This window comes from Streptomyces sp. DG1A-41, from assembly GCF_037055355.1.
Classification (GTDB): Bacteria; Actinomycetota; Actinomycetes; order Streptomycetales; family Streptomycetaceae; genus Streptomyces.
The window spans coordinates 880,979-906,755 of record NZ_CP146350.1; the positions used below are offsets into that span (position 1 = coordinate 880,979).

Annotated in this window: 23 protein-coding genes and 5 pseudogenes; 18 read left to right on the forward strand and 10 right to left on the reverse strand. The window is 72.3% G+C overall.

From position 1 onward, the window contains the following. Window position 1 precedes the first annotated feature (1 nt). Window positions 2-662, reverse strand: a pseudogene (locus V8690_RS04200) (hypothetical protein). 196 nt (window positions 663-858) lie between these two features. On the opposite strand from V8690_RS04200, the gene V8690_RS04205 reads away from it, so the two are divergent. Together V8690_RS04205 and V8690_RS04210 are read left to right on the forward strand one after the other, a co-directional pair. Further along, window positions 859-1,620 (forward strand): VOC family protein, encoded by a 762-nt coding sequence (locus V8690_RS04205; protein ID WP_338775953.1) that lies wholly within the window; start codon window positions 859-861, stop codon window positions 1,618-1,620. A 93-nt stretch (window positions 1,621-1,713) separates the two neighbouring features. After that, window positions 1,714-2,766, forward strand: coding sequence for an aldo/keto reductase (locus V8690_RS04210; protein ID WP_338775954.1), 1,053 nt, complete (start codon window positions 1,714-1,716; stop codon window positions 2,764-2,766). Window positions 2,767-2,794: 28 nt separating this feature from the next. Here the strand turns inward: V8690_RS04210 and V8690_RS04215 are convergent, their stop codons facing one another. Next, window positions 2,795-3,325 carry a MarR family transcriptional regulator gene (locus V8690_RS04215; RefSeq protein WP_338775955.1) on the reverse strand — a complete coding sequence of 177 codons (531 nt, stop codon included), beginning with the start codon at window positions 3,323-3,325 and terminating at the stop codon, window positions 2,795-2,797. Between V8690_RS04215 and V8690_RS04220 the strand changes: the two genes are divergently transcribed. After that, window positions 3,251-3,712: a hypothetical protein gene (locus V8690_RS04220; protein WP_338785663.1), complete on the forward strand. Its 462-nt coding sequence runs from the start codon at window positions 3,251-3,253 to the stop codon at window positions 3,710-3,712. The genes V8690_RS04215 and V8690_RS04220 overlap by 75 nt on opposite strands. 167 nt (window positions 3,713-3,879) lie before the next feature. On the opposite strand, the gene V8690_RS04225 is transcribed toward V8690_RS04220, so the two are convergent. Then, on the reverse strand, window positions 3,880-5,544 hold the full coding sequence (locus V8690_RS04225) for an FUSC family protein (RefSeq protein ID WP_338775957.1): 1,665 nt from the start codon (window positions 5,542-5,544) through the stop codon (window positions 3,880-3,882). A 150-nt stretch (window positions 5,545-5,694) separates the two neighbouring features. Here V8690_RS04225 and V8690_RS04230 point away from each other — a divergent pair, with 150 nt between their 5' ends. The 5 genes and pseudogenes from V8690_RS04230 (at window position 5,695) to V8690_RS04250 (ending at window position 9,655) form a co-directional block, all read left to right on the forward strand. Further along, window positions 5,695-6,252, forward strand: coding sequence for a DUF5134 domain-containing protein (locus V8690_RS04230; protein WP_338775958.1), 558 nt, complete (start codon window positions 5,695-5,697; stop codon window positions 6,250-6,252). A 99-nt stretch (window positions 6,253-6,351) separates the two neighbouring features. After that, window positions 6,352-7,286, forward strand: a pseudogene (locus V8690_RS04235) (M56 family metallopeptidase). 146 nt (window positions 7,287-7,432) lie between these two features. Beyond that, window positions 7,433-8,125, forward strand: a complete 693-nt coding sequence (locus V8690_RS04240; protein ID WP_338775959.1) for a phosphatase PAP2 family protein — start codon at window positions 7,433-7,435, stop codon at window positions 8,123-8,125. 9 nt (window positions 8,126-8,134) lie between these two features. Then, on the forward strand, window positions 8,135-8,824 hold the full coding sequence (locus V8690_RS04245) for an HAD-IA family hydrolase (protein WP_338775961.1): 690 nt from the start codon (window positions 8,135-8,137) through the stop codon (window positions 8,822-8,824). A gap of 144 nt (window positions 8,825-8,968) precedes the next feature. After that, window positions 8,969-9,655 (forward strand): helix-turn-helix domain-containing protein, encoded by a 687-nt coding sequence (locus V8690_RS04250; protein ID WP_338775962.1) that lies wholly within the window; start codon window positions 8,969-8,971, stop codon window positions 9,653-9,655. Here the strand turns inward: V8690_RS04250 and V8690_RS04255 are convergent. Continuing rightward, window positions 9,643-11,145 (reverse strand): hypothetical protein, encoded by a 1,503-nt coding sequence (locus V8690_RS04255; protein WP_338775963.1) that lies wholly within the window; start codon window positions 11,143-11,145, stop codon window positions 9,643-9,645. The genes V8690_RS04250 and V8690_RS04255 overlap by 13 nt on opposite strands. Before the next feature lie 191 nt (window positions 11,146-11,336). On the opposite strand from V8690_RS04255, the gene V8690_RS04260 reads away from it, so the two are divergent. After that, window positions 11,337-11,990 (forward strand): DUF305 domain-containing protein, encoded by a 654-nt coding sequence (locus tag V8690_RS04260; protein WP_338775964.1) that lies wholly within the window; start codon window positions 11,337-11,339, stop codon window positions 11,988-11,990. Between the two features lie 22 nt (window positions 11,991-12,012). Here the strand turns inward: V8690_RS04260 and V8690_RS04265 are convergent, their stop codons facing one another. Further along, window positions 12,013-12,477: a DUF6214 family protein gene (locus tag V8690_RS04265; protein WP_338775965.1), complete on the reverse strand. Its 465-nt coding sequence runs from the start codon at window positions 12,475-12,477 to the stop codon at window positions 12,013-12,015. 209 nt (window positions 12,478-12,686) lie between these two features. On the opposite strand from V8690_RS04265, the gene V8690_RS04270 reads away from it, so the two are divergent. Further along, a complete protein-coding gene (locus V8690_RS04270) occupies window positions 12,687-14,030 on the forward strand; it encodes an FAD-dependent oxidoreductase (RefSeq protein WP_338775966.1) in 1,344 nt (447 codons plus the stop codon). Here the strand turns inward: V8690_RS04270 and V8690_RS04275 are convergent. Continuing rightward, complete coding sequence (locus V8690_RS04275) at window positions 14,027-14,374, reverse strand: helix-turn-helix domain-containing protein (protein ID WP_338775967.1); 348 nt, start codon at window positions 14,372-14,374, stop codon at window positions 14,027-14,029. The genes V8690_RS04270 and V8690_RS04275 overlap by 4 nt on opposite strands. A 118-nt stretch (window positions 14,375-14,492) precedes the next feature. Here V8690_RS04275 and V8690_RS04280 point away from each other — a divergent pair. Beyond that, window positions 14,493-15,569, forward strand: a pseudogene (locus tag V8690_RS04280) (NADH:flavin oxidoreductase/NADH oxidase); the annotation flags it as partial. A 39-nt stretch (window positions 15,570-15,608) separates the two neighbouring features. On the opposite strand, the gene V8690_RS04285 reads toward V8690_RS04280, so the two are convergent. Together V8690_RS04285 and V8690_RS04290 are read right to left on the reverse strand one after the other, a co-directional pair. Continuing rightward, the gene (locus V8690_RS04285) at window positions 15,609-16,913 is read right to left on the reverse strand and encodes a PHB depolymerase family esterase (protein ID WP_338785246.1); all 1,305 of its coding nucleotides are present in this window, start codon (window positions 16,911-16,913) and stop codon (window positions 15,609-15,611) included. 113 nt (window positions 16,914-17,026) lie between these two features. Further along, a pseudogene (locus tag V8690_RS04290) lies at window positions 17,027-17,233 on the reverse strand (non-reducing end alpha-L-arabinofuranosidase family hydrolase); the annotation flags it as partial. Window positions 17,234-17,660: 427 nt separating this feature from the next. On the opposite strand from V8690_RS04290, the gene V8690_RS04295 reads away from it, so the two are divergent. Beyond that, complete coding sequence (locus V8690_RS04295; protein ID WP_338775968.1) at window positions 17,661-18,641, forward strand: polysaccharide lyase family 1 protein; 981 nt, start codon at window positions 17,661-17,663, stop codon at window positions 18,639-18,641. A gap of 52 nt (window positions 18,642-18,693) precedes the next feature. Further along, window positions 18,694-19,482: a pectate lyase gene (locus V8690_RS04300; protein WP_338775969.1), complete on the forward strand. Its 789-nt coding sequence runs from the start codon at window positions 18,694-18,696 to the stop codon at window positions 19,480-19,482. 75 nt (window positions 19,483-19,557) lie between these two features. Here the strand turns inward: V8690_RS04300 and V8690_RS04305 are convergent. Beyond that, window positions 19,558-19,731, reverse strand: a pseudogene (locus V8690_RS04305) (PaaX family transcriptional regulator C-terminal domain-containing protein); the annotation flags it as partial. A 151-nt stretch (window positions 19,732-19,882) separates the two neighbouring features. On the opposite strand from V8690_RS04305, the gene V8690_RS04310 reads away from it, so the two are divergent. Continuing rightward, window positions 19,883-20,536 carry a hypothetical protein gene (locus tag V8690_RS04310; protein ID WP_338775970.1) on the forward strand — a complete coding sequence of 218 codons (654 nt, stop codon included), beginning with the start codon at window positions 19,883-19,885 and terminating at the stop codon, window positions 20,534-20,536. A 397-nt stretch (window positions 20,537-20,933) separates the two neighbouring features. Here the strand turns inward: V8690_RS04310 and V8690_RS04315 are convergent, their stop codons facing one another. Then, the gene (locus tag V8690_RS04315; RefSeq protein WP_338775971.1) at window positions 20,934-21,518 is read right to left on the reverse strand and encodes a hypothetical protein; all 585 of its coding nucleotides are present in this window, start codon (window positions 21,516-21,518) and stop codon (window positions 20,934-20,936) included. 260 nt (window positions 21,519-21,778) lie between these two features. On the opposite strand from V8690_RS04315, the gene V8690_RS04320 reads away from it, so the two are divergent. The 4 genes from V8690_RS04320 (at window position 21,779) to V8690_RS04335 (ending at window position 25,697) form a co-directional block, all read left to right on the forward strand. Next, window positions 21,779-22,876: an exo-alpha-sialidase gene (locus V8690_RS04320; protein WP_338775972.1), complete on the forward strand. Its 1,098-nt coding sequence runs from the start codon at window positions 21,779-21,781 to the stop codon at window positions 22,874-22,876. 110 nt (window positions 22,877-22,986) lie between these two features. Next, window positions 22,987-23,664: a uracil-DNA glycosylase gene (locus V8690_RS04325; protein ID WP_338775973.1), complete on the forward strand. Its 678-nt coding sequence runs from the start codon at window positions 22,987-22,989 to the stop codon at window positions 23,662-23,664. Beyond that, window positions 23,661-24,647: a BadF/BadG/BcrA/BcrD ATPase family protein gene (locus tag V8690_RS04330; protein WP_338775974.1), complete on the forward strand. Its 987-nt coding sequence runs from the start codon at window positions 23,661-23,663 to the stop codon at window positions 24,645-24,647. Before V8690_RS04325 ends, V8690_RS04330 begins: the two co-directional genes overlap by 4 nt. A 126-nt stretch (window positions 24,648-24,773) precedes the next feature. Then, on the forward strand, window positions 24,774-25,697 hold the full coding sequence (locus tag V8690_RS04335; protein ID WP_338775975.1) for a hypothetical protein: 924 nt from the start codon (window positions 24,774-24,776) through the stop codon (window positions 25,695-25,697). Window positions 25,698-25,777: the final 80 nt, after the last annotated feature.

The following is a 25,777-nucleotide window of genomic DNA, read 5'->3' on the forward strand; positions in this document are numbered from 1 at the left end:
GTCACCCGGGATGGTGCTCCCAGCCCCGGTCGGTACGGGTCAGCTCACGGAAGCCCGCACCCGCCAGGTGGCCGAGCATGGTCGTGTCAGTGGCGGGCTCGTAGGCGACGAGCCGGTCGACGCCGCACAGGCGGAGCCAGTCGGCGGCCTGGCCGAGCAGCCAGTACTCCAGTCCCGTGCCGTACTGCACGGGGTCGATGCGCAGGTTGCCGATGTCCGCCAGACCGGCGGCGCGGGCGTGGTGGGGCAGGCCGTAGACGAGGGGGGCGGGCAGCGCGCCGTCGGCTGCCGGACGCGTACGTCCAGCGGGTGAACTGTGCCAGGCACGCCCGCATCAGCAGGTCCGCGGCCTGGTCGGCGTCCGGCCAGAAGGACGCCGGGCGGCACACGAACCAGTCGATCTCGGCGGCGTCCCGGTAGCTCTCGCCGACCTCGGCATCGGCGCGGTAGCGCAGCAGGTGGGCCGCGGCGACGACGTACTCGCGCCGCTCGGCGACGAGCGTCGTCCGCTCGGCCACCCATGGGTCGGTGATGAACTCGCCGGGCTGCCGTTCCAGGTCGCTGAGGACGGTGTCGACCGAGCCGGAGACGCCGGGGACGACGGCCGCCACGTGGATGTTGACCAGGTCGGTGAGCTGGTCGCGGTCGGCTCGGCGGAGCACCTTTCGAGCGCGGGCATGGGAAACCTCCGGGCGGGGTGAAGGAGCTGGAGGACGCCACGCGGTGCGGTACGGGACCGAGGGTATGCCGGGGCCGGTGCGGCACACCAGTGGGTTTCCCCGGATGGCAGGGAGAACGCGCTGCGGCTTAGCGTGCTGGAGAGGCTCATGCCCGGGGACTTGCTGCGGAAGGAACGCCATGAAGCTCGACGCACCGGTGACCGGCGGGCCCTGCTGGACCGAGCTGGGGACCACCGACCTCGAGGCGGCCCAGCGGTTCTACACGAGGCTGTTCGGCTGGCGGCCCGAGACGGACCCGCGTCAGGAGGCGGGCGGCTACACGATCGCGCACCTCGGGGACGCGGCCGTCGCCGCGCTCGCCCCGCTGTACCAGCCGTCGCAGCCGGTCGCGTGGAACGTGTCGTTCGCGGTGACCGACGCGGACGCCACCGCCCGTGCGGTGACCGAGGCGGGCGGGACGCTGCTGTTCGGCCCGACGGACGTGTTCGACCTGGGCCGGTTCGCGGTGGCCGCCGATCCGGGCGGTGCCGTGTTCCAGGTGTGGCAGGCGCAGACCTTCCCGGGCGCCGGGCTGCTCAACGCGCCCGGTTCGCTGGGCTGGGTGGAGCTGTACACCCGGGACCCCGAACGGGCCGTGGCCTTCTACGCGCGGGTGTTCGACTGGACCGTCGACGCCTCCGAGCGGTACACCCAGTGGGGTGTCGACGGGGCGGACTTCGGCGGCATGGTGACGATGGACGACAAGTTCCCGCCCGAGGTCCCGGCGCACTGGCTGCCGTACTTCGCCGTGGCGGACGTGGACGCCACGACCGCCGTCGTCCAGAAGCACGGCGACGTTCTGATGGTCCCCACCTCCGTGCCCGACGGACCGCGCCTCGCGGTGCTTCGGGACCCGCAGGGGGCGATGTTCGGCGTGTACCGGGCGGGTGACGAGGACTGAGGCGACGGTGTGTGACGCCGGGGCCGTGATTTGCGTTGGAGCGCGCTCCAGCTCCTAGCGTCATGCGTACGACCTGCCCGGAGGGAAGAGACCGTGCGTTACACACTGTTCGGCAAGACCGGTCTGCGCGTGAGCGAGCTGAGCCTCGGCGCGATGACCATCGGCGACGACTGGGGCTGGGGCACCGGCAAGGAGGCCAGCGCCCGGATCGTCGACGCCTACGCGGAGGCGGGCGGCAACTTCATCGACACCGCCAACAACTACACCGACGGCAGCTCGGAACGGATCCTCGGGGAACTGCTCGAAGGCCGCCGCGACACGTTCGTGCTGGCCAGCAAGTACACCTGCGGGATCCGCGACGGCGACGTCAACGCCGCGGGCAACCACCGCAAGAACCTGGTCCAGTCGGTGGAGGCGAGCCTGGAGCGGCTGCGCACCGACCGGCTGGACGTGCTGTGGGTGCACGCCCGGGACAACTTCACACCGGTCGAGGAGGTCATGCGGGCGTTGGACGACCTCGTCCGCACGGGCAAGGTGCTGTACGTCGGTGTCTCGGACTGGCCAGCCTGGGAGATTGCGCAGGCCAACACTCTGGCGGAGCTGCGTGGCTGGACCGCGTTCGCCGGTTCGCAACTGCGCTACAGCCTGCTGGAGCGGACCCCGGAGCGCGAACTGCTGCCCCAGGCCCGGGCGTTCGACCTGGCCGTGCTGGCGTGGGCGCCGCTCGCGGCCGGGAAGCTCACGGGCAAGTACCGCAGGGGCGAGGCGGGGCGGCTGGGCACCACGGGCGGTGACATCGACCCGCGTGAGGAGGCGGTGATCAGTGCCGTCCTGGAGGTCGCCGAGCAGGGCGGCTGGAGTCCGGCCCAGGTGGCGCTGGCCTGGCTGCTGGACCGGCCGGGCAACGTGGTCCCGATCATCGCGGCGACCAAGGAGAGCCAGCTCGCCGACAATCTGGGCAGCGTCGACGTCCGCCTCGACGCGGACGCCCTCACCCGCCTCGACGAGGTGAGCGCGGTGCCGCTCGGTTTCCCGCACGACTTCGTGCGCGAACCGGCCGTCACCCGGAACATCTACGGCGATCGCTGGACCGCCATCGACGACCGCCGCTCCACGCACCGCCGCACGGCGCACGACGTGCTCTGACGACATGGCGGGGCCGTTGGTGGACGCCTCAGCTCCGCAGCGCGCCCAGGCGGCCTTCCAGCTGGCCGAGCAACTCGCCGAGCAGAGCGGCTAGTTCGCCCTGCTCGGGGGCGTCCAGGCCGGACAGGGCGGCGGTCTCGTAGGCGAGCTGGGCGGGCAGGACGCCGTCGACGAGTTCGCGTCCGGCGTCGGTGAGGCGGAGATGGGCGACACGACGGTCGCGGGTGTCGCCTCGGCGTTCGACCAGACCGCGTTCGGTCAGCTGCTTGAGGCGCTTGGTGACGGCGGCGCCCGAGGAGAAGGTCTCCCGGGCCAGCTCCCCGGGCGTCAGCTCGTGCCCGGTACGGCGCAGCGCGCCGAGCAGATCGAACTCGGCACGGCTGAGCCCCGCCCTGCGCAGGGGCGCGTCCTCGGCCTGCTGGAGGAGGGCGGCGCAACGGTTGATGCGCCCGATGATCTCCATCGGCCCGGTGTCGAGCCCGGGGTGAACGGCCTGCCACTGCCGGACGACGGCGGAGACGGTATCGCGCTGCCGGGGGCCGACGGCTTCCTCACCCACGGCAGAGGCATCACCGGCCGCATCCCGTCCAGCCGCCGGGGCCGCACCATCTGGGCCTCCATCAGCCGCCGAAGCCTCATCAGCCGGGCGCCGGCCAGACTCATGGGCCTCGCCGCCGAAGCCTCCTGCCGCCGCAGGGGCGGCACCGCCCGGGCCGCCTCCGGCCGCAGAAGTCCCGCCGACCACATCACCTTCAGCCACAGGGGCGGCACCGCCGAAGACCCCTCCAGCCGCAGAAGTCCCGCCACGCAGGCCCCCTCCAGCCGCAGAAGTCCCGCCGCCCACATCACCTTCCACCGCAGGGACCTCGCCGCCCGAGCCCCCTCCATCCGCCGGAGCGATCCCGCCGCCCGGCCCCCCTCCAGTCGTGGAACCCCTGCCACCTGAGCCCTCTCCAGCCGCCCGGGCCCGATGGGTCTCATCAGCCACCCGGCTGTCCCCCACCGGCTCCCCACCGGCCTCCGGCTTCCGGCCCGGCCCCGGTTCGGCCCCGGCCGCCGGCTCCTGGCCGCCCCCTGGCCCGCCCCCGTTGGGCGATGGTCCATCCGTCGCCGTCATGGCCGTGCCTCCTCCGCCTCTGTGTCCGTGCCCCGGTCCGGGAGCAGCCCCTGGCGTCGTGCCGTCGCGGCGAGCGTACGGTGTCCGGACTGTTCGGTGAGTACGACCCGCTCCTGGGGCAGGGCGCGCTGCCACCATTCGCCGGCCGCGGCGTCGGCGGTGGCGCGCAGGTCGACCAGAGCGAGGGCGAGCCCGCGGCGGGCGGTCTCCAGGGCGGCGGCATCGGGGTCGGGCTCGGCCAGGAGGCGGGCGGCACGCTCGCGGGCACGGTCGGCGTCGGTCAGGGCGCGTTCGACGCGGTCGCCGGCACGCCGGTTGGTGACGGCCACGGCGGCGGCGAAGCCGACCAGGGCACCGACGACGGTGTCCACGACCCGCTCCGTCATCAGCTCGCCCGGCTTCTGGTACCCGGCGAACTCGGTGATGAGCAGCGCCATGGGGGTCACACAGACGCTGCCGAGCCAGTAGTTGCGGCTGATCAGCAGCTCGGCGCCGAAGCTGAACGCGAGGCAGCACAGCACGAGGACCGCCTGACCCAGGTGCGCGAGCGGTACGACGGCCGCGAAGACGAGCACTCCGACGACGTTGCCCACGACGCGCTGGACGGCCCGGCTCCAGGTCAGGGCGACGTTCGCCTGGTAGAGCGAGGCGGCGGTGACCAGGGCCCAGTAGGGGCGGCCGATGCCGAGGGCCAGGGAGGCGTAGCCGGCGAGCGCGCAGCCGAGCGCGGTGCGTACCGCGAGCGGGGTCAGCGGGCCCAGCCGTGCCCGGAGACCGCGGGCCGCGTCGCCACCGAGCGGTTCGTCCGCCGCCGCCCGCGGCAGCCCGGCCTGCGGGACGGGACCGGTGCCGCGCAGCGCGCCCGCCCACGCCCTCAGACGGTCGGCGTCCGCCTCCGTCGGCGCGGCGAGGGCGACCTCGGCACGGACGACGAGCCGTTCGAGCGCGCGCCGGGTACGGGAACGGGCGCCGGTGGACAGCAGCGACTGCCAGGCGGCCTGTACGGCGGCGTAGCCCGCGGCGCGGGGCCGGGCCTGGCCCTCGCCGGTGCCGCCCGTCTCGGCGTACGCGGCGGCGGCCTTCAGCGCGGCGGCGGTCGCGCGGCGCTCCGGGCCGTGCGGGCGGACCAGCGCGGGCGCCATGCAGACCAGCCAGGCCCAGACACCCGTCGCGGCGGCCGGCGCCAGATGGCCGGGAACCTGAGCGAGGGTCTGCGGCACGAACAGGGATGCGGAGCTGACGAACGTGAGGACGACATTGCCGGGCGCTCCGACACGGGTCGCGTCGCACAGCACCTTCTGCGCGGCGGCCAGCAGAGCGCCGACGGTGACCAGCACGACGGCACTGCCGGTGAGCGAGGCCGCGACCAGGGCGGCGGCGAGCCCGCCGAGCATACCGAGCACCACCCACACCAGAGCCCGGGCCCGGGCGGCGTAGGGCCGGTTGTGGGCGTACAGCGCGCACAGGGATCCGGCCATCGTGTACATCGCCAGGTCGAGCCGGCCGAGCGCCAGCAGGATGAGGTTGGGCGGGGCGATCGCCGCGACCACGCTCAGCGCGGGTTTGAACCAGATGTCCGAGGGACGGCCGACGCGCAGCACGCCCGCCAGGGGGAGACGCCCGGCGGGCGGGGAGACGGGGGCGGGGGGCGCACTGCTCATGGCAGGCAAGATTAACAGGTGTTTTACTCGTAAAACACACCCTCTCGCCTGGCGTGCTCCGTCGGATGCACCCCGTGTACACCCTTGCGCTCGCGTGCGCGCCGCATGGCCCGGGCATCGAATGACCGACCGTCGAGCGGGGAGGTGCGCGTGCACGGACCGGCTTCGTCCGGCTGGCTGTTGGTGGCGCTCTGCGCGGTGACCGGCGCCTACTGCCTGGTGCGGATGCGCAGTGGCGCCGGGGAGCAGCGCGGCACCGCGGGCGGCGAGGCGCTGATGGGCTTCGGAATGGCCGCGATGGCCGTGCCCGCGGCGGTGTTCACTCCGCCCTCGTGGGCTTGGCCCGTATACGCGGTGGTGTTCGGGGCGGCCGCAGTACCCGCGCTGTGGGCGGCGCGGGCCGGCGCGCACCACCTCCACCACCTGGTGGGGGCCGGGGCCATGGTCTACATGTCCGTCGTCATGGCCGGCGCTCCCGCGCACGCGCACGATCAGGGGGGATCGGGGGTTCCGCTCCTGACGGGTGCGCTGTTGCTCTACTTCGCCGGATACGTGCTGCTGACCGGGGTCCGGCTGGTGCCGGTGGCCGCCGTGGCGGGAAGCGGGGCCGGGGACGACGGGGCCGGGTGGGGCGACCGGCCGGAGCTGGCGCGGGCCTGCCGGCTGTCCATGGGGATCGCCATGGTGGCGATGCTGCTGACGCTGTGAGCGGGGCCGTCCCGGCACACCGTACGGATTCGTTGCCTGCGTCACTTCGGCGCCACAAGTCGTACCGCTGAGCGGCGCGTCACTCGTAGGCTGCGTCTCATGATGCTCCCCGCGGCACTGTTGCTGCTCGGCGCCCTGACCGCAGTGGTCGCTCCCCGGCTGCTCGCCCGGGCGGACTGGCCGGATCGTGAGCCGGTGGTGGCGCTGTGGGTGTGGCAGTGCGTGGTGGCGGCCGTGCTGGTGTGCTGTGCGCTGTCGATGACGCTCAGCGCGGCGGCGGCCTGGCACGCGGTCGGCGGGCATGTCTTCGCGACGGCGCCGAGCCCGGTCGTCGAGGCCTACGCCCTCGGTACGGCGGGCCCTTGGGCGGCGGCCACCGCCGTGGCGCTGGCGGGCGGCGGGCTGTGGAGCGCGGCGATGCTGGTCCGCGAGATCGGCGGGGCGCGCGCCCGGCGCCGCCGTCGGCGTGCCGATCTGCTGGTCAGGGCGCCGCTGCTGCCGGGCGAGGTGGCTGTGTCCGGCCGGCTCGTCGTCCTGGAGAGCGAGCAGCCCGACGCCTGGTGGCAGCCCGGCACTCCGCCACAACTGGTCGTCACCACGGCCGCGTTGCGCCGGCTGAAGGGCCGGCAGCTGGACGCCGTGCTCGCCCACGAGCAGGGGCACGCCCGGGCCCGGCACGACTGGCTGCTGAACTGCTCCTCCGCACTGGCGGGTGGCTTTCCTCAGGTGCCGGTGTTCGCCGCGTTCCGTGACGAGATGCACCGCCTGGTCGAACTCGCCGCCGACGACACGGCGTCCCGCCGCTTCGGCCGCCTGACCACGGCCCTGGCCCTGGTCGAACTCAACGAGCACCGCGGCGTGTTCGGCCCCTGCCCCACACCGCAGGCCCACGTCCCGGCGCGGGTGCACCGGTTGCTCACTCCCCCGGACCGGCTGCCCCGGCACGCCGGCTGCGGCTGACGGCGGCGGCCGCACTGGTGCCCGTGGTGCCGGTGCTGGTGGCGTTCGTACCGGGGCTGCGAGCCCTGGGATAGCCGGGGCACCTGCTCCGGGGCCCGGTGGCGTCCGTGCTGATTTCGCGGGCGTCAGAGAGGCGTCAGGTGGCCGAAGTCTGCGGTCGAGGGCCGGAAGATCGTCACCGTACTGGATCCGGAGCCCCCGGTTCGGCGAGGATCGCAATATGCACACCCCGACCGTTGACTCCCCGCCCCGCCCGCAGCACCGCACCGCCGCCCGGTCGGCCGGCGTCCTGGCCCTGTGTTCCGCTCTGCTGCTGGCCCTCGTCGCGGCCAGATGGAGCCCGCTGATCAGCGCGGACGGGGACATCTCCGCCACGACTCACCGCTGGGCGGTCGAGGAATCCGGCATCACCCAGGCGTGCCGCATCCTCACGGACTGGGTGTGGGATCCGTGGACCATGCGACTGCTGTGCGCGGTCGTCGTCGTGTGGCTGGTGGTGCGGTTCGCGGCGCGCTGGACGGCGGTGTGGCTGGCGCTGGCCGTCACGCTCGGCACGCTGTTCCAGCAGGCCCTGAAGGCGGTGGTGAACCGCCCCCGCCCGGTCTGGCCCGACCCCGTTGACTCGGCCCACTACTCGGCCTTCCCGTCGGGCCACGCCATGACCGCCACGGTCGTGTGCGGCCTCCTGCTGTGGCTCCTGCGCCGTCACGGCGTCGGCCGTGCCGTGTGGCGTACGGCCGTGACCGTGGCCGTCGTGTCCGTGGTCGGCGTGGGGCTGACCCGTGTCTGGCTGGGCGTCCACTGGCCGTCGGACGTGGTGGGCGGCTGGCTGCTGGGTGCGACGGTGGTGGCCCTGGCGGTGTGGGCGCACGAGCGCCGACAGCCGCGCTCCCACCCGGACACCGCCTCGTAGGATCGCCCCATGACGGCTGTGCTGTTCGACTTCTCCGGAACGCTCTTCCGTGTCGAGTCCACCGAGTCCTGGCTGCGCGGCGTCGTGGCCGATGCAGGAGTCCCCTTCACGGAGGCGGAGTTGACCGCCGCCGCGCGGGCGCTGGAGGCGGTCGGGGCGCTGCCGGGCGGGGGCGATCCCGCGCGGGTGCCGGAGGAACTCGCCGACGCCTGGCTGATCCGGGACCAGAGCGCCGCACTGCACCGGGCCGCCTACACCGGCCTCTCCCGCCAGGTCACGCTGCCCGACCCGGCGTGGCACGACGCGCTGTACGACCGCCATATGGCACCGGCGGCATGGACCCCGTACCCGGACGCCGTCGAGGTGCTCCGCACACTGCGGGAGCGGGGCATCCCCGTCGGGGTGGTCAGCAACATCGGCTGGGACCTGCGCCCGGTGTTCCGCGAGCACGACCTGGACCGCTACATCGACGTGTACGTCCTGTCGTACGAGCACGGCATCCAGAAGCCCGACCCGCGGCTGTTCGCCACCGCCTGCGAGGCGCTCGGCGCCGATCCGCGCCGGACGCTCATGGTCGGCGACGACCGCAGGGCGGACGGCGGGGCCACCGCCCTGGGCTGCGGGGTGCACTTCGTGGACCACCTGCCGGTGCCCGACCGGCCGGACGGGCTGCGGCCGGTCCTGGACCTGGTGGGCTGAGGACCACCGGGTCACCTGCTCGCCCGCCTCGGGCGATCCCCCGCGTCGCCCGAGGCAGACGGCATCCCCGGCCTGGACCGAGCGGTCTGGCCGGACCCCTCCGAGTATAGTTGGCTGGCAGCCAGTCAACGCAGGAGTTACAGCATGTCCCCGCGCAGCGCCTCGGTCAATGAAGAGTTGCGGAGGCGTTCGAAGGAGCGGCTTCTCCAGGCGGCGGTCGAACTGGTCGACGAGCGCGGCTTCGAGGCCACGACGCTCGGCGACATCGCCGACCGGGCGGGCTCGGCCCGCGGACTGGTCTCGTACTACTTCCCGGGCAAGCGCCAGCTCGTGCAGTCCGCCGTGCACCGGCTGATGCACCGCACGCTGGAGGAGGCGCTGGAGCGCGAACCGCGTGCCGAGGACGGCCGGGAGCGGATGGCTCGGGCCATCGACGCGATCCTGGGCCTGGCCGGGGACCGGCCCGTGCTGATGCGCCAGCACATGGCCGGACTGTTGCAGGCCGAGGGCTTCGTGCCCTGCCCGGAACAGCGGCGCCTGGCCGAACTGCTGCGGGACACCGTCGCCCGGCACGGGTCGCGGGACGTCGACAGCGACTACCCGATGCTGCGCGCCCTGCTGATGGGCGCCGTGTACGCCGCCCTGGTGCCGGGGGTGCCGATGCCGGTCCCGGTGCTGCGGGCCGAGTTGTTCAAGCGCTACCGGCTCGACTGGGAGCTGGGAGTCCCGCCGGAGACCGGAGCCTCCGGCGGGAGGAGTGACAGGGATCTGTCACGGTTCTTCGCCACCGGGGCCGCACCTGAGTGCGACCCGCAGGATCAGTCGAAGTAGTCCGGCTGCGTCTGCACGTTAAGCTCACGCAGGTGGACCCACCGTGCCGGGTCCGTGCGCCGGTCCTTGATCTTCAGGACGTCGAAGCCCTTGGTGATCTCGTTCGAGTAGATGTAGCCGTTGTAGTAGTACGCCGACCACGAGCCTCCGAAGGTCAGCCGGTCGGTGCCCAGCGGACCGCGTTCGAAGTAGGCGATCTCCTTCGGCTTCGACGAGTCGGTGAAGTCCCAGACGGAGACGCCGCCCTGGTACCAGGCCTGGACCATGAGGTCCTTGCCCTCGACCGGGATCAGCGAGCCGTTGTGGGCCACGCAGTTCTCGGTGTCCGCCTGGTGGCGGGGGATCTTGAAGTAGCTGCGGAAGACGAGCTTGCGCTTGTCGCCCTTGCCGACGACGTCGTAGATGCCGTCGGCGCCGCGGTTCGGCCCGGTCGCCGCGTTGCAGGTGGCCCCGCTGCCGCCGCCCAGCTCGTCGGTGAACACGACCTTGTCGGCCTTCTGGTTGAAGGTCGCCGAGTGCCAGAAGGCGAAGTTGACGTTGTCCTGCACCTGGTCGATGACCTTCGGGTGCTCCGGGTCCTTGATGGAGAACAGGATGCCGTCGCCCATGCAGGCGCCCGCGGCCAGGTCCTTGGAGGGCAGCACGGTGATGTCGTGGCAGCCGGTGGTCTTGGACACGCCCGGGTTGGTGGGCCCGCCCGGGTTGCCGCCGCCGTCCGGCCCCTCACCGGGGAACAGCACGGGGAAGCCCACGACCGCCGCCTTCTCGGGGGCGTTGCGCGGCACCTTGATGACGGAGATGCCGTCGTGCGGCGGTTGGCAGTCCGGGTAGGTGGCGTTCGGCGAGTACGAGGAGACGTAGACGTAGACGTTGCGGCGCTCGGGCACCAGCGTGTGGGTGTGCGAGCCGCAGGCGGTCTCGACGGCGGCGACGTACCTCGGATTCCGCTTGTCGCTGATGTCGAAGACCTTCATGCCCTCCCACGAGGACTTCTCGGTCGCCGGCTGCGTGGTGCTGGTGCAACTGCTGTCGCTGCGCGAGGAGTCGGTGGACAGGAACAGCAGGTTGCCGGAGACGGAGATGTCGTTCTGGGAGCCCGGGCACAGCACCTGGGCGACCGTCTTCGGGGATTTCGGGTTGCTGATGTCGAAGATGCGGAAGCCGTCGTAGTTGCCTGCGAAGGCGTACCTGCCCTGGAAGGCCAGGTCCGAGTTGGTTCCGGGCAGCACGTCCTTGGGGATGTTGGCGACGTGCTCGATGTTGGCGGAGTGGACGATCTCGTCCTGGCCGGGTATCTCGCCGTTCTCGATGGCCTCGCGCGCCTCGGCCTGCGCACTCTTGGAGACCTCCTTCGGCTTGGGCGGGGCGTCCCCGGGGTCGGGGGTGGCTCCTGCCGGCGCAGCCACGAGGAGCGCGGCCAGCAGTCCGCCGGCCATCGCGCCCACCCCGAGGCGTCTGCGGCGTGTTCTGCGGTCGTTCAACAGGTTCACTGTTTTTCCTCCCTGGTTCCGTTCCCTTCGGAACGGTTCACGCACCACGCAGTATCGTCCTCGCCATGCACATACCAACAGGCGGCAACAGGATCTTAAAGAAGTCGCTCGGTCAATGACCCGCGAAGCATGCCCGAATGGCCGTAAGCATCACCAGGTGTCCACCAACACGCCTGCCACAGGAGGTCGTTGTGCCCTTCCGCCGCGCGTCCCGCACGTCCGTCCTCACGACGGGGCTGATCGCCCTGGCCGCACTCACGGCCGGGGGCTGCGACTCCGGTCCTGACCGGAAGCCGGCCGCCGCGGACGGACCCGCCGTGATCGCGCCGGGCAAGCCCGGCGAGGCGAACCGCACCCTGTCCGCCGAGGAGGCCGCCGACCAGCGCTCGGAGAACGACTCCCCCAACTCGGCGGATGTCTCCTACGCCCGCATGATGATCGAACACCACGCCCAGGCCCTGGTGATGACCGAACTCGCCCCGGAGCGCGCCGAGTCGGCGAAGGTGAAACGGATCGCCGAACGGATCGCCGCCGCCCAGAAGCCGGAGATCGAAGCCATGAAGGCCTGGCTGAAGTCGCACGGCAAGCCACTGAGGGCGGAGCGGCACGAACACGCCGCGATGCCCGGGATGGCGACCGAGGCGCAGCTGAAGAAGCTCCGCGCGGCCAACGGAAAGGCGTTCGACCAGCTCTTCCTGACGCTGATGACGACCCATCACCAGGGCGCGATCACGATGGCCACGGACGTGAAGGGCCAGGGCAACAACATCCGGATCGAGGAGATGGCCGACGAGGTGGTCGCCCAGCAGACGAGCGAGATCACGCGGATGCGGGACATGCTCTAGACAGGGCCCTGGCGGGCTCCGGTCAGCGCCGGGCGCGGCGCGGCGTCAGGAGCCCGGCGTCCCTGGCCTGGCCGATCAGCCTGAGGCAGGTGCGGCGGCTGTGTCCGGTCGCGCCCATCACGGCGAGGACGGGATCGGCACCGTCCTGCTGGGCCGCGCGGTACTCCTGGGCCACCAGCCGCCGCCCCTCCGCACCGCGCGGCCAGGCCGCGCGGGCGCGCCGCCCCTGGCCTCCGCCGTCTTCCGGAGCCGTCCCGGCACCGGCGCAGCACGCCTCGGCCAGCGAGTCCTCGATCCAGTCGGCGAGCACCGCCAGGTCGTCCAGGGATAGCGCGGGCTGCGCGCGCACGTCCTCGACGCCGACGCATCCCCCGGCCACGACGGCCAGCGCCTCGACGTGGGCGCCGTCCGTGAAGAGCAGCCGGACGTCGAACCACCGCGTGGCGTCCTCGTTCTCCCGCACCTCCCACGCGGGCCGCACGGACACCGCACTGTCCGCCGCAGAGCGATCAGAAAGATTAAGAAAGGATGCTTCCAGCACACACAGAACGTAACCTAATGATCACATTCCCTACAGATCGGACACGCACCCCAAGCGGAGCACAGCACCCTGTCAGCGGAGCCCGGCCGGTGCGATGCTGGAGGCGTCAGCGCTCTCCTGAGAGCCCTCGGGATCCCCGGGTAAGGAGTTCCGCCGTGCTGCGAGTCGCCGTCGTAGGGTCCGGGCCGAGCGGGTGCTACACCGCCCAGAGCCTCGTCCAGCTGGACCCCGAGGTGCGCGTCGACGTCCTGGACCGGCTGCCGTGCCCGTACGGTCTCGTCCGCTACGGCGTGGCTCCCGACCACGAGAAGATCAAGTCGCTCCAGAACAACCTGCGCACGATCCTGGAGCACGACCGGGTCCGGTTCCTCGGAGGCGTCCAGGCCGGCCCAGGCGGGGTGCCGGTCACCCGGTTGCGGGAGCTCTACCACGCGGTGGTGTACTGCGTGGGCGCCGCCACCGACCGGCATCTGGGCATCCCCGGGGAGGACCTGCCGGGCAGCTGGTCGGCGACACAGTTCGTGTCCTGGTACAGCGCCCACCCGGACGCCGTGGACGCCGGGTTCCTGCGGGACGCACGGTCGGCCGTGGTGATCGGCGTGGGGAACGTCGCCGTGGACGTCACCCGGATGCTGGCGCGCGGCCTGGCCGAGCTCAGCCCGACCGACATGCCGCAGGCGGCCCTGACCACACTGGCGGCGAGCCGGGTGACCGAGATCCACATGGTGGGGCGGCGCGGCCCGTCCCAGGCCCGCTTCACCACCAAGGAACTGCGCGAACTGGGCACCCTGCCGGAGACCGACGTCACCGTGGACCCGGCGGAGCTGGCCCTGGACCCCGGGTACACCGATCCGTCCGCGCTGCCCGCCCCGCAGCGCCGCAACGTGGAGGTACTGCGCGGCTGGTCCGAGACACCGCCGAGCGGCGCCCCGCGCCGGATCCGGCTGCGCTTCTTCCTCCGCCCGGCCGCACTGCTCGCCGAGCAGGGCCACGTGGGCGCGGTGCGGTTCGAACGGACGGCACCGGACGGGCACGGCGGCGTGACGGGCACGGGCCGGTTCGAGGACGTCGAGGCCCAGTTGGTGCTGCGCTCGGTGGGCTATCGCGGAGTGCTGCTGGAAGGGCTGCCGTTCGACCCGGACAGCGGCACGGTGCCGAACCTGGCCGGGCGTGTCCTGCGCGAGGGCGTCGTCACGCCGGGCGAGTACGTGGCCGGCTGGATCAAGCGGGGCCCGACGGGCGTCATCGGCACGAACCGCCCGTGCGCGAAGGAGACGGCGACGTCCCTGCTGGAGGACGCCCCGGTCCTCGCCCGGAAGAACGTCGCGCAGGACCCGCTCACGGCACTGCGCGCAGAGGGAGCCGACCCGGTCGAGTGGGCGGGCTGGCAGTCGATCGAACAGGCGGAGGCAATGCTGGGAGCGTCACTCGGCAGGAACGTGGTGAAGCTCCCCGACTGGCAGTCGCTGATGACCGCCGCGCACGGCGACGCGGTCTAGCCACCACGGACAGCCTGCCGACCCGCGGCATCGAGAAGCGCATCCAGCAACCCCGGGAACAGCTCGTCCAGATCATCCCGCCGCAGCCCGTTCATCTTGGCCGTCCCCCGGTACACCTGCCGAATCACCCCGCTCTCCCGCAACACCCGGAAGTGGTGCGTGGTCGTGGACTTCGTGACGGGCAGGTCGAAGTGCGAACAGGACAACTCCCCGCTGGCCGCGGCGAGCTCCCGCACGATCCGCAGCCGCATCGGGTCGGAGAGCGCGTGCAGCACACCCTCCAGCCGGATCTCGTCACGCACGGGATGCGGCAGGTCGCGGCTGCTGACGGCGGGAGAGGTCACGGCGGCTCCACTTCCTTCGGGGATCCCATAATACGAGACCTCTCGTAGTTTGACATCCGCCGTACTACGATGCCTATCGTACGAGTCGACATCGGCCCCGTGACGAATGGAGTCCGCCGTGACCGCGCTCTTCGAGCCCTGCACCCTGCGCGATGTGACGATCCCGAACCGCGTGTGGATGCCCCCGATGTGCCAGTACTCGGCCGCACCGGAGGGCCCGGAGACCGGCGCCCCCAACGACTGGCACTTCGCGCACTACGCCGCCCGCGCCACCGGCGGCACGGGCCTGATCATCGTCGAGGCCACCGCGGTGTCCCCGGAGGGGCGCATATCGCCGTACGACCTCGGCATCTGGAACGACACACAAGTCGAGGCGTTCCGCCGCGTCACCCGCTTCCTCGCCGCGCAGGGCACGGTGCCGGCGATCCAGCTGGCCCACGCCGGCCGCAAGGCGTCCACCGACCGCCCCTGGAAGGGCGGCGCCCCGGTCGGTCCGGAGGCGTACGGATGGGATTTGGTGGCGCCGAGCCCGATCGCCTTCGACGAACGGCACCCGGTTCCGGCCGAGCTGACGGTCGAGCAGATCAAGGACATCGTCGGACAGTTCGCAGCCGCCGCCCGCCGCGCGCTCGCCGCCGGTTTCGAGATCGCCGAGATCCACGGCGCCCACGGCTACCTGATCAACGAGTTCCTCTCCCCGCACTCCAACCACCGCTTCGACGCCTACGGCGGCTCGTACGAGAACCGCACCCGCTTCGCGCTCGAAGTCGTCGACGCCGTACGGGAGGTGTGGCCGCGGGACAAGCCGCTGTTCTTCCGCGTCTCGGCGACCGAATGGCTCGACGAGGGCGGCTGGAACGCGGACGACACCGTCCGCTTCGCCGCCGACCTGCGGGCCCACGGCGTCGACCTGCTGGACGTCTCCACCGGCGGCAACGCCTCCGGCGTCCGCATCCCCACCGGCCCCGGCTACCAGGTGCCCTTCGCCGCCCGGGTGAAGCAGGAGACGACGCTGCCCGTCGCCGCGGTGGGGCTGATCACCGAGGTCGAGCAAGCCGAGAAGATCCTCGCCAACGGCGAGGCCGACGCGGTCCTGCTGGGCCGCGAGCTGCTGCGCAACCCTTCGTGGGCCCGGCTCGCGGCGCGGGAACTCGGCGGCGAGGGGCGGGTGCCGGACCAGTACCACCGGTCGGTCTCAGCCGGCAACCGCACCCCGAGCCACACCGCCCACACGTCAACCGGTCGCGCACGCCGTCCCGTTGAGCGTGAACGCGGCCGGGGCGGCGCTGTTGCCGCCATGGCCGGCCTGATAGCCGATGCTCACGCTCGCGCCCGGCGCGATGGTGCCGTTGTAGGACACGTTGGCCGCGGTCACCGACCCGGACGAGGACGTGTACGTGGCGCCCCAGCCGCCCGTGACCGTCTGCCCGGCGGGGAGCGTGAAGCCCAGTTTCCAGCCGTTGACCGTCGTCGCGCCGGTGTTGGTGATGGTCACGGAGGCAGTCAGGCCGGTGTTCCAGGCGTTCACCGCTGCCGTCACCTTGCAGGCGCCGGGCTGGGGCTGGGGAGCCGGGCCCGACTTGTCGAGACCGAAGAAGGTGAGCACGCGGGATGCCATGCCGTGGGCGTACAGGTTGTGGCCGATGCCCTGGAGGCTGATGGCCTCCACGGGGGCCTGGTCACCTGTGCCGCCGTAGCGGGTGCGGTTCCAGCCGGGCTGGGGCGTGTCGGTGGCGGCGGGCGTCTGGCTCACGCCCTGCACGTTCGTCCACTGTTTGATCTGCTCCCCGAAGTTGGGGTAGCGCAGGACGTCGTCCTCGGTGCCGTGCCAGATCTGCATGCGCGGGCGAGGGCCGCTGTAGCCGGGGTACGCGCCCCGGACCAGGTCGCCCCACTCCTTCGGAGTGTGGGTGACCGTGCCGCTCGAGCAGTTGCTGTTCCACTCGGAGCCGTCGGTGGTGGCGAAGCAGGCGAACGGCACGCCGGAGAAGGCCGCGCCCGCCGCGAACACGTCGGGATAGTCGCCGAGCAGGACGTTCGTCATCATCGCGCCGGAGGAGATGCCCGTGGCGAACACGCGGCCGGTGTCGGCGTCGTAGGTGCGGGTCACCCAGTCGATCATCGACTTGATGCCGACCGGGTCGCTGCCGCCGCCGCGGCGCAGTGCCTGGGGCGAGGAGACGTCGAAGCACTTGCTGCTGCGCGTGACGGACGGGTAGAGCACGATGAACCCGTACCGGTCGGCCAGGGTGTCGTACTCGGTGCCGTTGTACATGTCCGGGCCCGAGCCGGTGCACCAGTGCACGGCGACCACCACCGCCGGGTTCGGTGTGACGCTCTCCGGCACGTACAGGTACATCCGCAGGTTGCTGGGGTTCGTGCCGAAGTCGGTGACCTCGGTGAGGGTCGCGGTGGGTACGGCCTTCTCACGGGCGGAATCACGGGCGGGTTCACGAGCGGCGGCCGCGGGTGCGGCGAGCACCGTGACCGCGAGCAACGGCAGCAGCGCGAGGAGGGTGGCGAGGAGTGCGGCGGGCATCGACCGCAGCGGTCTTCTCGTCGTGGGGTGGGGGGTGGCAGGCACGTGCGGGTCCCTTCGGTTGGGAGGCGGCACGGGTCGACCGTAAGGGCCTGGTCGACGTTGGCCTCGATGTCGGCCAGCGGTTTCCACGTGCCGCCCAGGCTGTCGGCGATCCGGGCACGGAAGTAGCGCCGCCAGTCGGATCCGGTCGCGAGCGCCTCGACGAGCAGGAGGCAGCCGTCGCCGTCGCCGAGCCGGTAGACGTGGCCCGCCTCGAAGAGGTCGGAGCGGTTGGGTTCGGACAGCAGGCGCCGGTCCGGGCGACAGGGACAGGACACCGACGGTCGGCAGCATGAACACGAGCCCGTTGACGAACGTACGCATGCGCGGATTCCTCATCGACCCGCCCTCTCGTGAAGGGAAGCGTCCGATCGGCATGGTGGCATGGACATGGCTCGCATGGAAGCGCTCCCACGCCGCTTCCCGCGATGCCGGCGCCCACAACAGGTCCGGCCGAATGCGTTCTGCGCGAGGCGTTGACTAGAAAGCGCTTGCCCCCTACGTTCCGTTCAACAGTGTGACCCGGAAGCGCCTCCGCCAGGGCGCCCGCCGGAGCCTGCCGGGCCCGGGGAAGTGCACCCCCGAGGCATGGCAAGACCTCCGGACCGGCCGCACACAGCGCGCGCGGTGAACAACATGGCGAACGGTATTCATGTACATGACCGACCTGGCACCATGAAGGCACCACGAAGGGACGCACCCCCCATGCGTACTCATCCCCCACGTACACGTGTCCGCAGATCCACCCTGGCGCTCGCCGCAGCCTCCGCCCTGACGACCGTGACGGTCCTGGCCGTTCCCCAGCCGGCCGGGGCCGCCGAGACCTCCCCGGTCGGGTTCGGCGCGGGGACGACCGGCGGCGGCAGCGCCTCGGCGGTCACCGTCTCCACACTGAGCGCCTTCAAGTCGGCCGTGACCGGCAATTCGGCCAAGGTCGTCCGGGTCAACGGCCTGATCCCGCTGAGCGGTCAGGTCGACATCGGGTCCAACACGACGGTCCTGGGCGTGGGTTCGGCGTCCGGGTTCACCGGCGGCGGACTCCGGCTGAAGAGGGTCTCGAACGTCGTCATCCGCAACCTGAACATCAGCAAGCCGGTGGCGCCCGCCGACGGCATCACCGTCGAGGCGTCCAGCAAGGTATGGATCGACCACAACTCCTTCTCGGCCGACCGCGATCACGACAAGGACCACTACGACGGTCTGCTGGACGTCAACCACGGTGCGGACAACGTCACGGTGTCCTGGAACACCTTCAAGAACCACTTCAAGGGCTCGCTCGTCGGCCACAGCGACAACAACGCGAGCGAGGACACCGGCCGGCTGAAGGTGACGTACCACCACAACCACTTCGCCAACGTGTACTCGCGCATCCCCAGCCTGCGCTTCGGCACCGGGCACTTCTACAACAACTACGTCGAGGGCGCCGACACCGCCTGCCACTCGCGCATGGGCGCCCAGATGCTGGTCGAGAACAACGTCTTCCGCTCGACGAAGATCGCGGTCACCACGAACCGCAGCAGCGACGTCGACGGATACGCCAACCTGCGCGGCAACGATCTCGGTGGAGCCGCTACCGAGATCTCGCGGGTCGGCACCTTCACCAGCCCGCCGTACGGCTACACGGCGGAGCCGGCCTCGTCCGTCGTCGCCTCGGTGACGTCGGGCGCGGGCGCCGGAAAGCTCTGACACCCCGTCCGCTCGGACACCCCTCAACCGCCCAGACAGAAGGAATCGGGACATGACTTCTGCGACACGTCCGCGCCCCCGCAGGCGCGCACTGACCGGCGCGCTGGCCACCCTCGGCCTGTCGGTTGGCATGATCATGACAACCAATGCGCCGACGGCGAGCGCGGCCACCTGGCCGACCCCCAACGGCAGCCAGGGGACCTCCTCCACCATCTCCGTGTCCGGCACCAAGGACTACGGGATGAAGCGGTTCTACGGCACCGGAAGCCTGGCCGGTGACGGCCAGGAGGAGGGCCAGGACCCGATCTTCAAGCTCGCGGACGGCGCGGTGCTGAAGAACGTCATCCTCGGCGCCCCCGCCGCCGACGGCATCCACTGCCAGGGCAGTTGCACGCTGCAGAACGTCTGGTGGGAGGACGTCGGCGAGGACGCGGCCACCTTCCGGGGCGGCACGGGCGCCACCTACCACGTGATCGGCGGCGGTGCGAAGAAGGCGGCGGACAAGGTCTTCCAGCACAACGGCGGCGGCACGCTGAACATCTCGAACTTCGCGGTGCAGGAGTTCAAGACGCTCTACCGCTCCTGCGGCGACTGCTCCACGCAGTACACCCGCAAGGTCAACCTCAACACCATCGACGTGACCGGCACGGGCACCACCGCCCGGCTCGTCGGCATCAACGTCAACCGCAACGACGTGGCGACGCTGCGCGGCATCACGATCCGCAACGACGCCGGCCGGAAGGTCATCCCCTGCCAGAAGTACAACAACAACACCGCCGTGGGGACGGGACCCGACAGCAAGAACTGCCTCTACTCCACCTCGGACATCACCTACAGGTAGTCCCTCAGGTACTCCCCCCACGGTGAAGACGGCCGTGCGAAGCGTCCCGGCGGGCGCTTCGCACGGCCGTCCGCGTCATGCGCCCCGCACGCGCGCGCGTACCTCTCCGATCAGCTCCCGCCGGTAGTCGGTGTAGGCGGCGCGCAGCTCGGTTCCCGGCCAGTCGGCGGGCAGGAGTCCGGGCGGCAGGACGGGGTCGGCCAGCAGGTGCCGTACGACGGCGGCGAAGGCGGTCAGGCGGTCGGCCGGGCTGGTGATACCCCACCTGGGTTGCGCGGCCGCGCCGCTCGCCCCAGCCCTGCGGCGACGCCTCGCCCACGTTCCCCTCGACGGCCCCGACACGCCTGAGCGAGCCGTTCCCCTCCTGTCGGCGCTCACGGCACTGGGCGACGCCGAGTCCGTGCCGTCGGTGCTGCGCCTGCTGCGGGGCATGCCGGACGGGCGGCGGCTGGGCGACGCCGTCACGGGGGCGGCGGCCCGTGCCCTCGGGGCGTTCGGCGGCGCCGCGCGCGAGGCGATACCGGATCTGCGTGGGCTGCTGGCGACCGACTGCGCCGTCGCGGCCGCGGACGCGCTGTGGTCGGTCACGGACGAGGCGGATGCCGTCGTGCCCGTACTGCTCCGGAAGCTGACAGACCACGGTGGCGGCCGGTATCTCCCCGCGGCGGCCGCGGACGTACTCGGACGACTGGGGCAGGCGGCCCGTACGGCCATGCCCGGGCTGCGCCGGATGACCGGCTCCGGCGCAGCGTCGGAACGGGTCGCGGCGGCATGCGCGGTGTGGCGGATCACCGGGCAGCCGGACGGGGACCAGGTCCTTCCCGTCCTCCGCTCCGCATGGGTGGAGCACCCACGCACTCGCACGACGATCGCCGGGTGCGTGGCAGCGCTGGGGCCCAGGGGAGCGCCCTTGCACGACCTGCTGCGAGCGGAGCTCACGTCCCCACGACGGCATCACGCCGCCGCTGGCGGCTACGCCGGCCACGACGTCCATGAGGACGAGGAGTTGTTGCGGGTGTGCCGGGGGGCACTGGGGCGGGAGGGGGGCAGGTAGGGCGGTCGGGATGGGGCGGGCCTCTCTCTGCCGGGGTGGAACCGGCCTGCCCTGTCGGGCTGGGACCGGCCGCACCCGCGGGACTGCGATCAGCCGCCCTGCCGGGATGGCACCCGCGGCCCTACCGGACTGCAATCAGTCGTGCCTGTCGTAATGGGCTCCGCCCCGCCGGTGTCGGACCGGCCACCCCTGACCGACCGAGACCGACCACCCGCCGGGCTGCAATCAGCCGCCCAGCCAGGAACGGGACCCACCCCGCCCACCGGCTGAGGCCGTCGCCCTCGGCGGGACAGGACCCCGCCCCGCCGAACTGCGGCCGGCCCCCGCCGGAACAGGACCACCCCGCCCCATCGGACTGGGACCAACCATCTGCCGGGGGTGGGCGCCGCCCGGCCCGTCACCCCGTCGTGCGCCCCCACATCGGTCCGAAGCGGGACCACTCGGCGTCCCACTGGGCCATGCGGCGGCGTTCCAGGCGGCGGCGTACCGCGCGGCCGCCGGCGAGTGGCAGGAGCGCCGCGCAGACGCCTGCCACACCGCCGATCAGCGAGGCGCGTACGCGAGATTGGGACTCGGTGACGGGGCGGGTCACCTGGTGGCCCTCGCGGTCCGTCCACACGGTGATCGGCGAACCGGCCTGGCTGCCCGCCAGGACCCGCACCTGGCCGGAGTGCGAGGAACCGTCCGCGGCGGTCCACCGGGCCTCCGCCCACACGTGCTCGGCACGGGAGACGCTGCCGTTCTCGGAGGCCGTCCCAGGAGCCCGCTCGGCGAGCCGGGCCACGAGGGGGCGCCACTCGACGCGCTCGCGGGCCAGCCCGTCCTCGACGGACCGGCTCACCGCCATGCCGGCGAGCACCCCGACGAACACGGTGAGCATCCACACGCCCAGCACGACCCAGGCCTCCACCTTGTCGGCGCGCCGCTTGAGCGGATTGCGCCGCCAGCGCCACAGCCACACCTTCGGACCACGTAACGCCATCGAAGGCATCCTCCTCACGAGCGCATGACCATCCCGCCGCCCTCCCCCATACGGAAGAGGGCCGCTGGATGCTCACTGCACGTACTCCGGGAGGGCGCCGCGGTCCGGGGCGGCGTCTTCGTGGACGGGGTCGACGAACGCTCGCGCGGGCGCCGACACGGTCCTGACCTGCGCCGAGTCCGCTCCGGGGGTGACTGTCAGTGGTGGGGTGCAGACTGGCCCGTGTCTAAGACGAGGGCGTCGACGACGACGCCGCGGAGGTGATCGGCATGACCGAGGTACTGCTCGCCGTGGGCACGCGCAAAGGCCTGTTCATCGGGCGCCGACGGGATGGCGGCGTCTGGCAGTTCGACGAGAGTCCCTACTTCAACGCGCAGGCCGTGTACTCGGTCGCCATCGACACCCGCACCGCGAACCCGCGGCTGCTGGTTGGCGGCGACAGCGCGCACTGGGGCCCGTCCGTGTTCCACTCCGACGACCTGGGCCGGACCTGGACGGAACCGGCCCGGCCGGCCGTCAAGTTCCCCAAGGACACGGGGGCGTCCCTGGAGCGGGTGTGGCAGCTGCACCCGGCCGCCGCCGAGCCGGACGTGGTGTACGCGGGCACGGAACCGGCCGCTCTGTACCGCTCGGAGGACCGCGGGGAGACGTTCGAACTCGTCCGGCCCCTGTGGGAGCACCCCACTCGGTCGAAGTGGATGCCGGGCGGTGGCGGTGAGGGCCTGCACACCGTGCTCACCGACGCTCGCGACCCGAAGGCGGTGACCGTCGCCGTGTCGACCGCCGGCGTGTTCCGCACGCTGGACGGCGGCGCGAACTGGGCGCCCTCCAACTCGGGAGTCTCCGCGGTGTTCCTGCCCGACCCGAACCCGGAGTTCGGCCAGTGCGTGCACAAGGTGACGCGGGACGCGGCGAACCCTGACCGGCTCTACCTCCAGAACCACTGGGGTGTCTACCGCAGCGACGACTCGGGCGCGCACTGGACGGACATCGGCGAGGGCCTGCCGTCCACGTTCGGCTTCGCGGCGGCCGCGCACCCGCACAGAGGCGACACCGCGTACGTGTTCCCGATCAACGCCGACGCCGACCGGGTCCCGGCCGACCGCCGGTGCCGGGTCTACCGGTCGGCGGACGCGGGCAAGAGCTGGGAGCCGCTCTCGGCGGGGCTGCCCCAGGAGGACCACTACGGCACGGTGCTGCGCGACGCGATGTGCACGGACGACGCGGATCCGGCGGGCGTCTACTTCGGCAACCGCAACGGCGAGGTGTTCGCCTCGGCGGACGACGGCGACAGCTGGCAGCAGCTCGCCTCACATCTGCCGGACGTGCTGTGCGTGCGGGCCGCGGTCGTCGGCTGAGGCGGGGACGAGATGGGGGATGACGCGGGGACGATGCGGGCGATGAGCTTACGAGCGGGCCATGGCCACCGGTTGATCGCCGCTGCCCGTACGGCAGTAGGGTGACGCCCGTGGCACCACGACCCTTGCATGAAATCGTCGAAGCGGGCTGGGCGAAGGCCCTGGAACCGGTGGCCGAAGGCGTCGCCGCGATGGGGGACTTCCTCCGCACGGAGATCGCCGCGGGACGCACCTACCTCCCGGCCGGGCCGAACGTGTTGCGGGCCTTCCAGCAGCCCTTCGACGACGTACGGGTCCTGATCGTCGGTCAGGACCCGTATCCGACCCCGGGGCACGCGGTGGGGCTGTCGTTCTCGGTCGCGCCCGAGGTGCGGCCGCTGCCCGGCAGCCTCATCAACATCTTCCGGGAGCTGAACGCCGATCTGGGGCTGCCGCAGCCGTCCAGCGGTGATCTCACGCCCTGGACGCGGCAGGGCGTGCTGCTGCTCAACAGGGCGCTGACCACCGCCCCGCGCAAGCCCGGCGCCCACCGGGGCAAGGGCTGGGAGGAGGTCACCGAGCAGGCGATCCGGGCCCTGGCGGCGCGCGGCAAGCCCCTGGTGTCCATCCTGTGGGGCCGTGACGCCCGCAATCTGCGCCCGCTGCTCGGCGACCTGCCCTCCGTGGAGTCCGCCCACCCCTCCCCCATGTCGGCGGACCGGGGCTTCTTCGGCTCCCGCCCGTTCAGCCGGGCCAACGACCTGCTGATCCGTCAGGGCGGCCAACCGGTGGACTGGCGCCTGCCGTGACCGGGCCGCCGGAAGGCTCCGGCTATCTCGCCGTGGACTCCGGCGGGTCCGGACTCCGAGTGGTCGTGGGAACCGCCGAGCGCGGACCTCTCGCCCGGCGGGCGTCCGATGAGCCGGTGCGCACGGGTGACCGGGGCATCGACCCCGAGCACTTCATGGCGCGACTCGTGCCTCTGGTGCGTGCCCTGACCGCCGAGGCCGGTCCCGTGCGACTGGCCGCCGCCGTCGTCGGCGCGACCGGGCTCGCCTCCCTCGGTGCCGGGCTGCGCGCCGAACTGCCGGGTGGCCTGGCCCGGGAGTTCGGTGTACGGAGGGTCGCGCTGGCCGCCGACGCGGTGACCGCGTACGTGGGCGCCCTCGGGCCTCGGCCGGGTGCCGTGATCGCCGGCGGTACTGGACTGATCGCGATCGGCACGGACCTGGCGGGCTGGCATCGGGCGGACGGCTGGGGGCACTTGCTCGGCGACTGCGGCGGCGGTGCCTGGATCGGGCGGGCCGGGCTGGAGGCGGCGCTGCGGGCCCACGACGGGCGGGAGGGCGGCTCGGCCCGGCTGCTGGCCTGCGCCGAGGAGGTGTTCGGGCCGGTGGCGGGGCTGCCCGCCGCGCTGTATCCGCGGCCGGACCGGCCCGCCGTCCTCGCCTCGTTCGCGCCCATGGTGGCCGCCTGCGCGGACGAGGACCTCGTGGCGGCGGGCATCCTGCGCGAGGCGGCCCGGCACATGGCCGACTCCGCGGCGGCCGTGTGCCCCTCCGGCGGCGCGTCGCGCGTCGCCGTCACGGGCGGCCTGTTCAAGATCGGCGACCCACTCCTCGTACCCCTCGACGCGGAACTGGCGAAGCGGCTCCCGCACGCGCGGCGAGTGCCGGCCGAGGGCGATCCGCTGCACGGCTCGGTGCGCATGGCGGCCGAGCTGAGCGCCGGTCCGCTCACCCTGCCGGGCGACGAGATCATACTGAGTATGACAACCCTCTCGGGTGATTGATCCGAACACGCACCATCCGCACGTCATTCCATCCGTACGTAACTCATCAGACAAAACCGGACGGATACCGCTCACCTGCCCCCTCCCCGAACAGGGGAGCCCAGGAAGCCAGTAACATGCGGCGCCATGAGTTCCCCCACTGGACCCGAGTCCGGCCTGCCAGTACGAATGCCGCGACCCCGCCAGCCCGGACGGCACCGCCGTCCGGAGCCGCTGGTGGCTCCCGAGGGCGCGCCCGCGCTCGTCCTCGCCGTGCCGGGCACGCCCAGTAGCGCCACGCGCAGCCTCGCCGAAGAGGTCGTGAGCATCGCCCGCTCCGAACTGCCCGGCCTCGACGCCCGCATCGGGTACCTGGACGGGGATGACGCGGAGTTCCCCTCGCTTCAGGCCGTGCTCACGTACGCCGCCGAGGAGCGCACCGCCCGCTTCGAGCAGGCGCGTGCCGCCGGCATGGACGTCAGGGAGCCCGACGGGCCCGTGGCCGTCGTCGTGCCGCTGCTCGCCGGGCCGGACAGCGCGCTACTGCGCCGGGTCCGCCAGGCCGTCATGGAGAGCCGGATCGCCGCCGAGCTGACCGATGTCCTCGGCCCGCACCCGCTGCTCGCCGAGGCGCTGCACGTGCGGCTCTCCGAGGCGGGTCTGGCCCGCGCGGACCGCGCCCGGCTGTTCACCGTGGCGACCGCCGCGGACGGCATCATCCTCGCCTCCGTGGGGGGTGACGAGGCCGTACAGGCGGCCGGGATCACCGGCATGCTGCTCGCCGCGCGCCTCGCGGTGCCGGTGATGGCTGCGGCCTTGGACCAAGAGGGCTCCATCGCGTCCGTCGCCGAGCAGTTGCGCTCCTCGGGTTCGCAGCAGCTGGCCCTCGCGCCGTATCTGATCGGCCCGGAGATCGAGCCGGGGCTGGTCGAGGAGGCCGCGAAGGAGGCGGAGTGCTCCGCCTCGGAGTCGCTCGGGCCGTACCCGGCGATCGGAAAGCTGGCGCTGGCCAAGTACACGACGGCGTTGGGGATCGCCCCGCAGCAGGCTCAGGGCACGCCGGTTCGCTGACGTCCCCTGGTACGACTGAGAAGGCCCGCTCCGCTTTGGACGCTGTTGGTAAATAGGGTGCGGGCGTGACGACGGCCTGT

Coding starts and splice junctions, on each gene's coding strand:
- V8690_RS04245 (WP_338775961.1), top strand. CDS start 8,135: ATGACGGCTGTGCTGTTCGACTTCTCCGGAACGCTCTTCCGTGTCGAG.
- V8690_RS04225 (WP_338775957.1), bottom strand. CDS start 5,544: ATGAGCAGTGCGCCCCCCGCCCCCGTCTCCCCGCCCGCCGGGCGTCTC.
- V8690_RS04315 (WP_338775971.1), bottom strand. CDS start 21,518: ATGGCGTTACGTGGTCCGAAGGTGTGGCTGTGGCGCTGGCGGCGCAAT.
- V8690_RS04295 (WP_338775968.1), top strand. CDS start 17,661: ATGCGTACTCATCCCCCACGTACACGTGTCCGCAGATCCACCCTGGCG.
- V8690_RS04250 (WP_338775962.1), top strand. CDS start 8,969: ATGTCCCCGCGCAGCGCCTCGGTCAATGAAGAGTTGCGGAGGCGTTCG.
- V8690_RS04285 (WP_338785246.1), bottom strand. CDS start 16,913: ATGCCCGCCGCACTCCTCGCCACCCTCCTCGCGCTGCTGCCGTTGCTC.
- V8690_RS04335 (WP_338775975.1), top strand. CDS start 24,774: ATGAGTTCCCCCACTGGACCCGAGTCCGGCCTGCCAGTACGAATGCCG.
- V8690_RS04240 (WP_338775959.1), top strand. CDS start 7,433: ATGCACACCCCGACCGTTGACTCCCCGCCCCGCCCGCAGCACCGCACC.
- V8690_RS04300 (WP_338775969.1), top strand. CDS start 18,694: ATGACTTCTGCGACACGTCCGCGCCCCCGCAGGCGCGCACTGACCGGC.
- V8690_RS04205 (WP_338775953.1), top strand. CDS start 859: ATGAAGCTCGACGCACCGGTGACCGGCGGGCCCTGCTGGACCGAGCTG.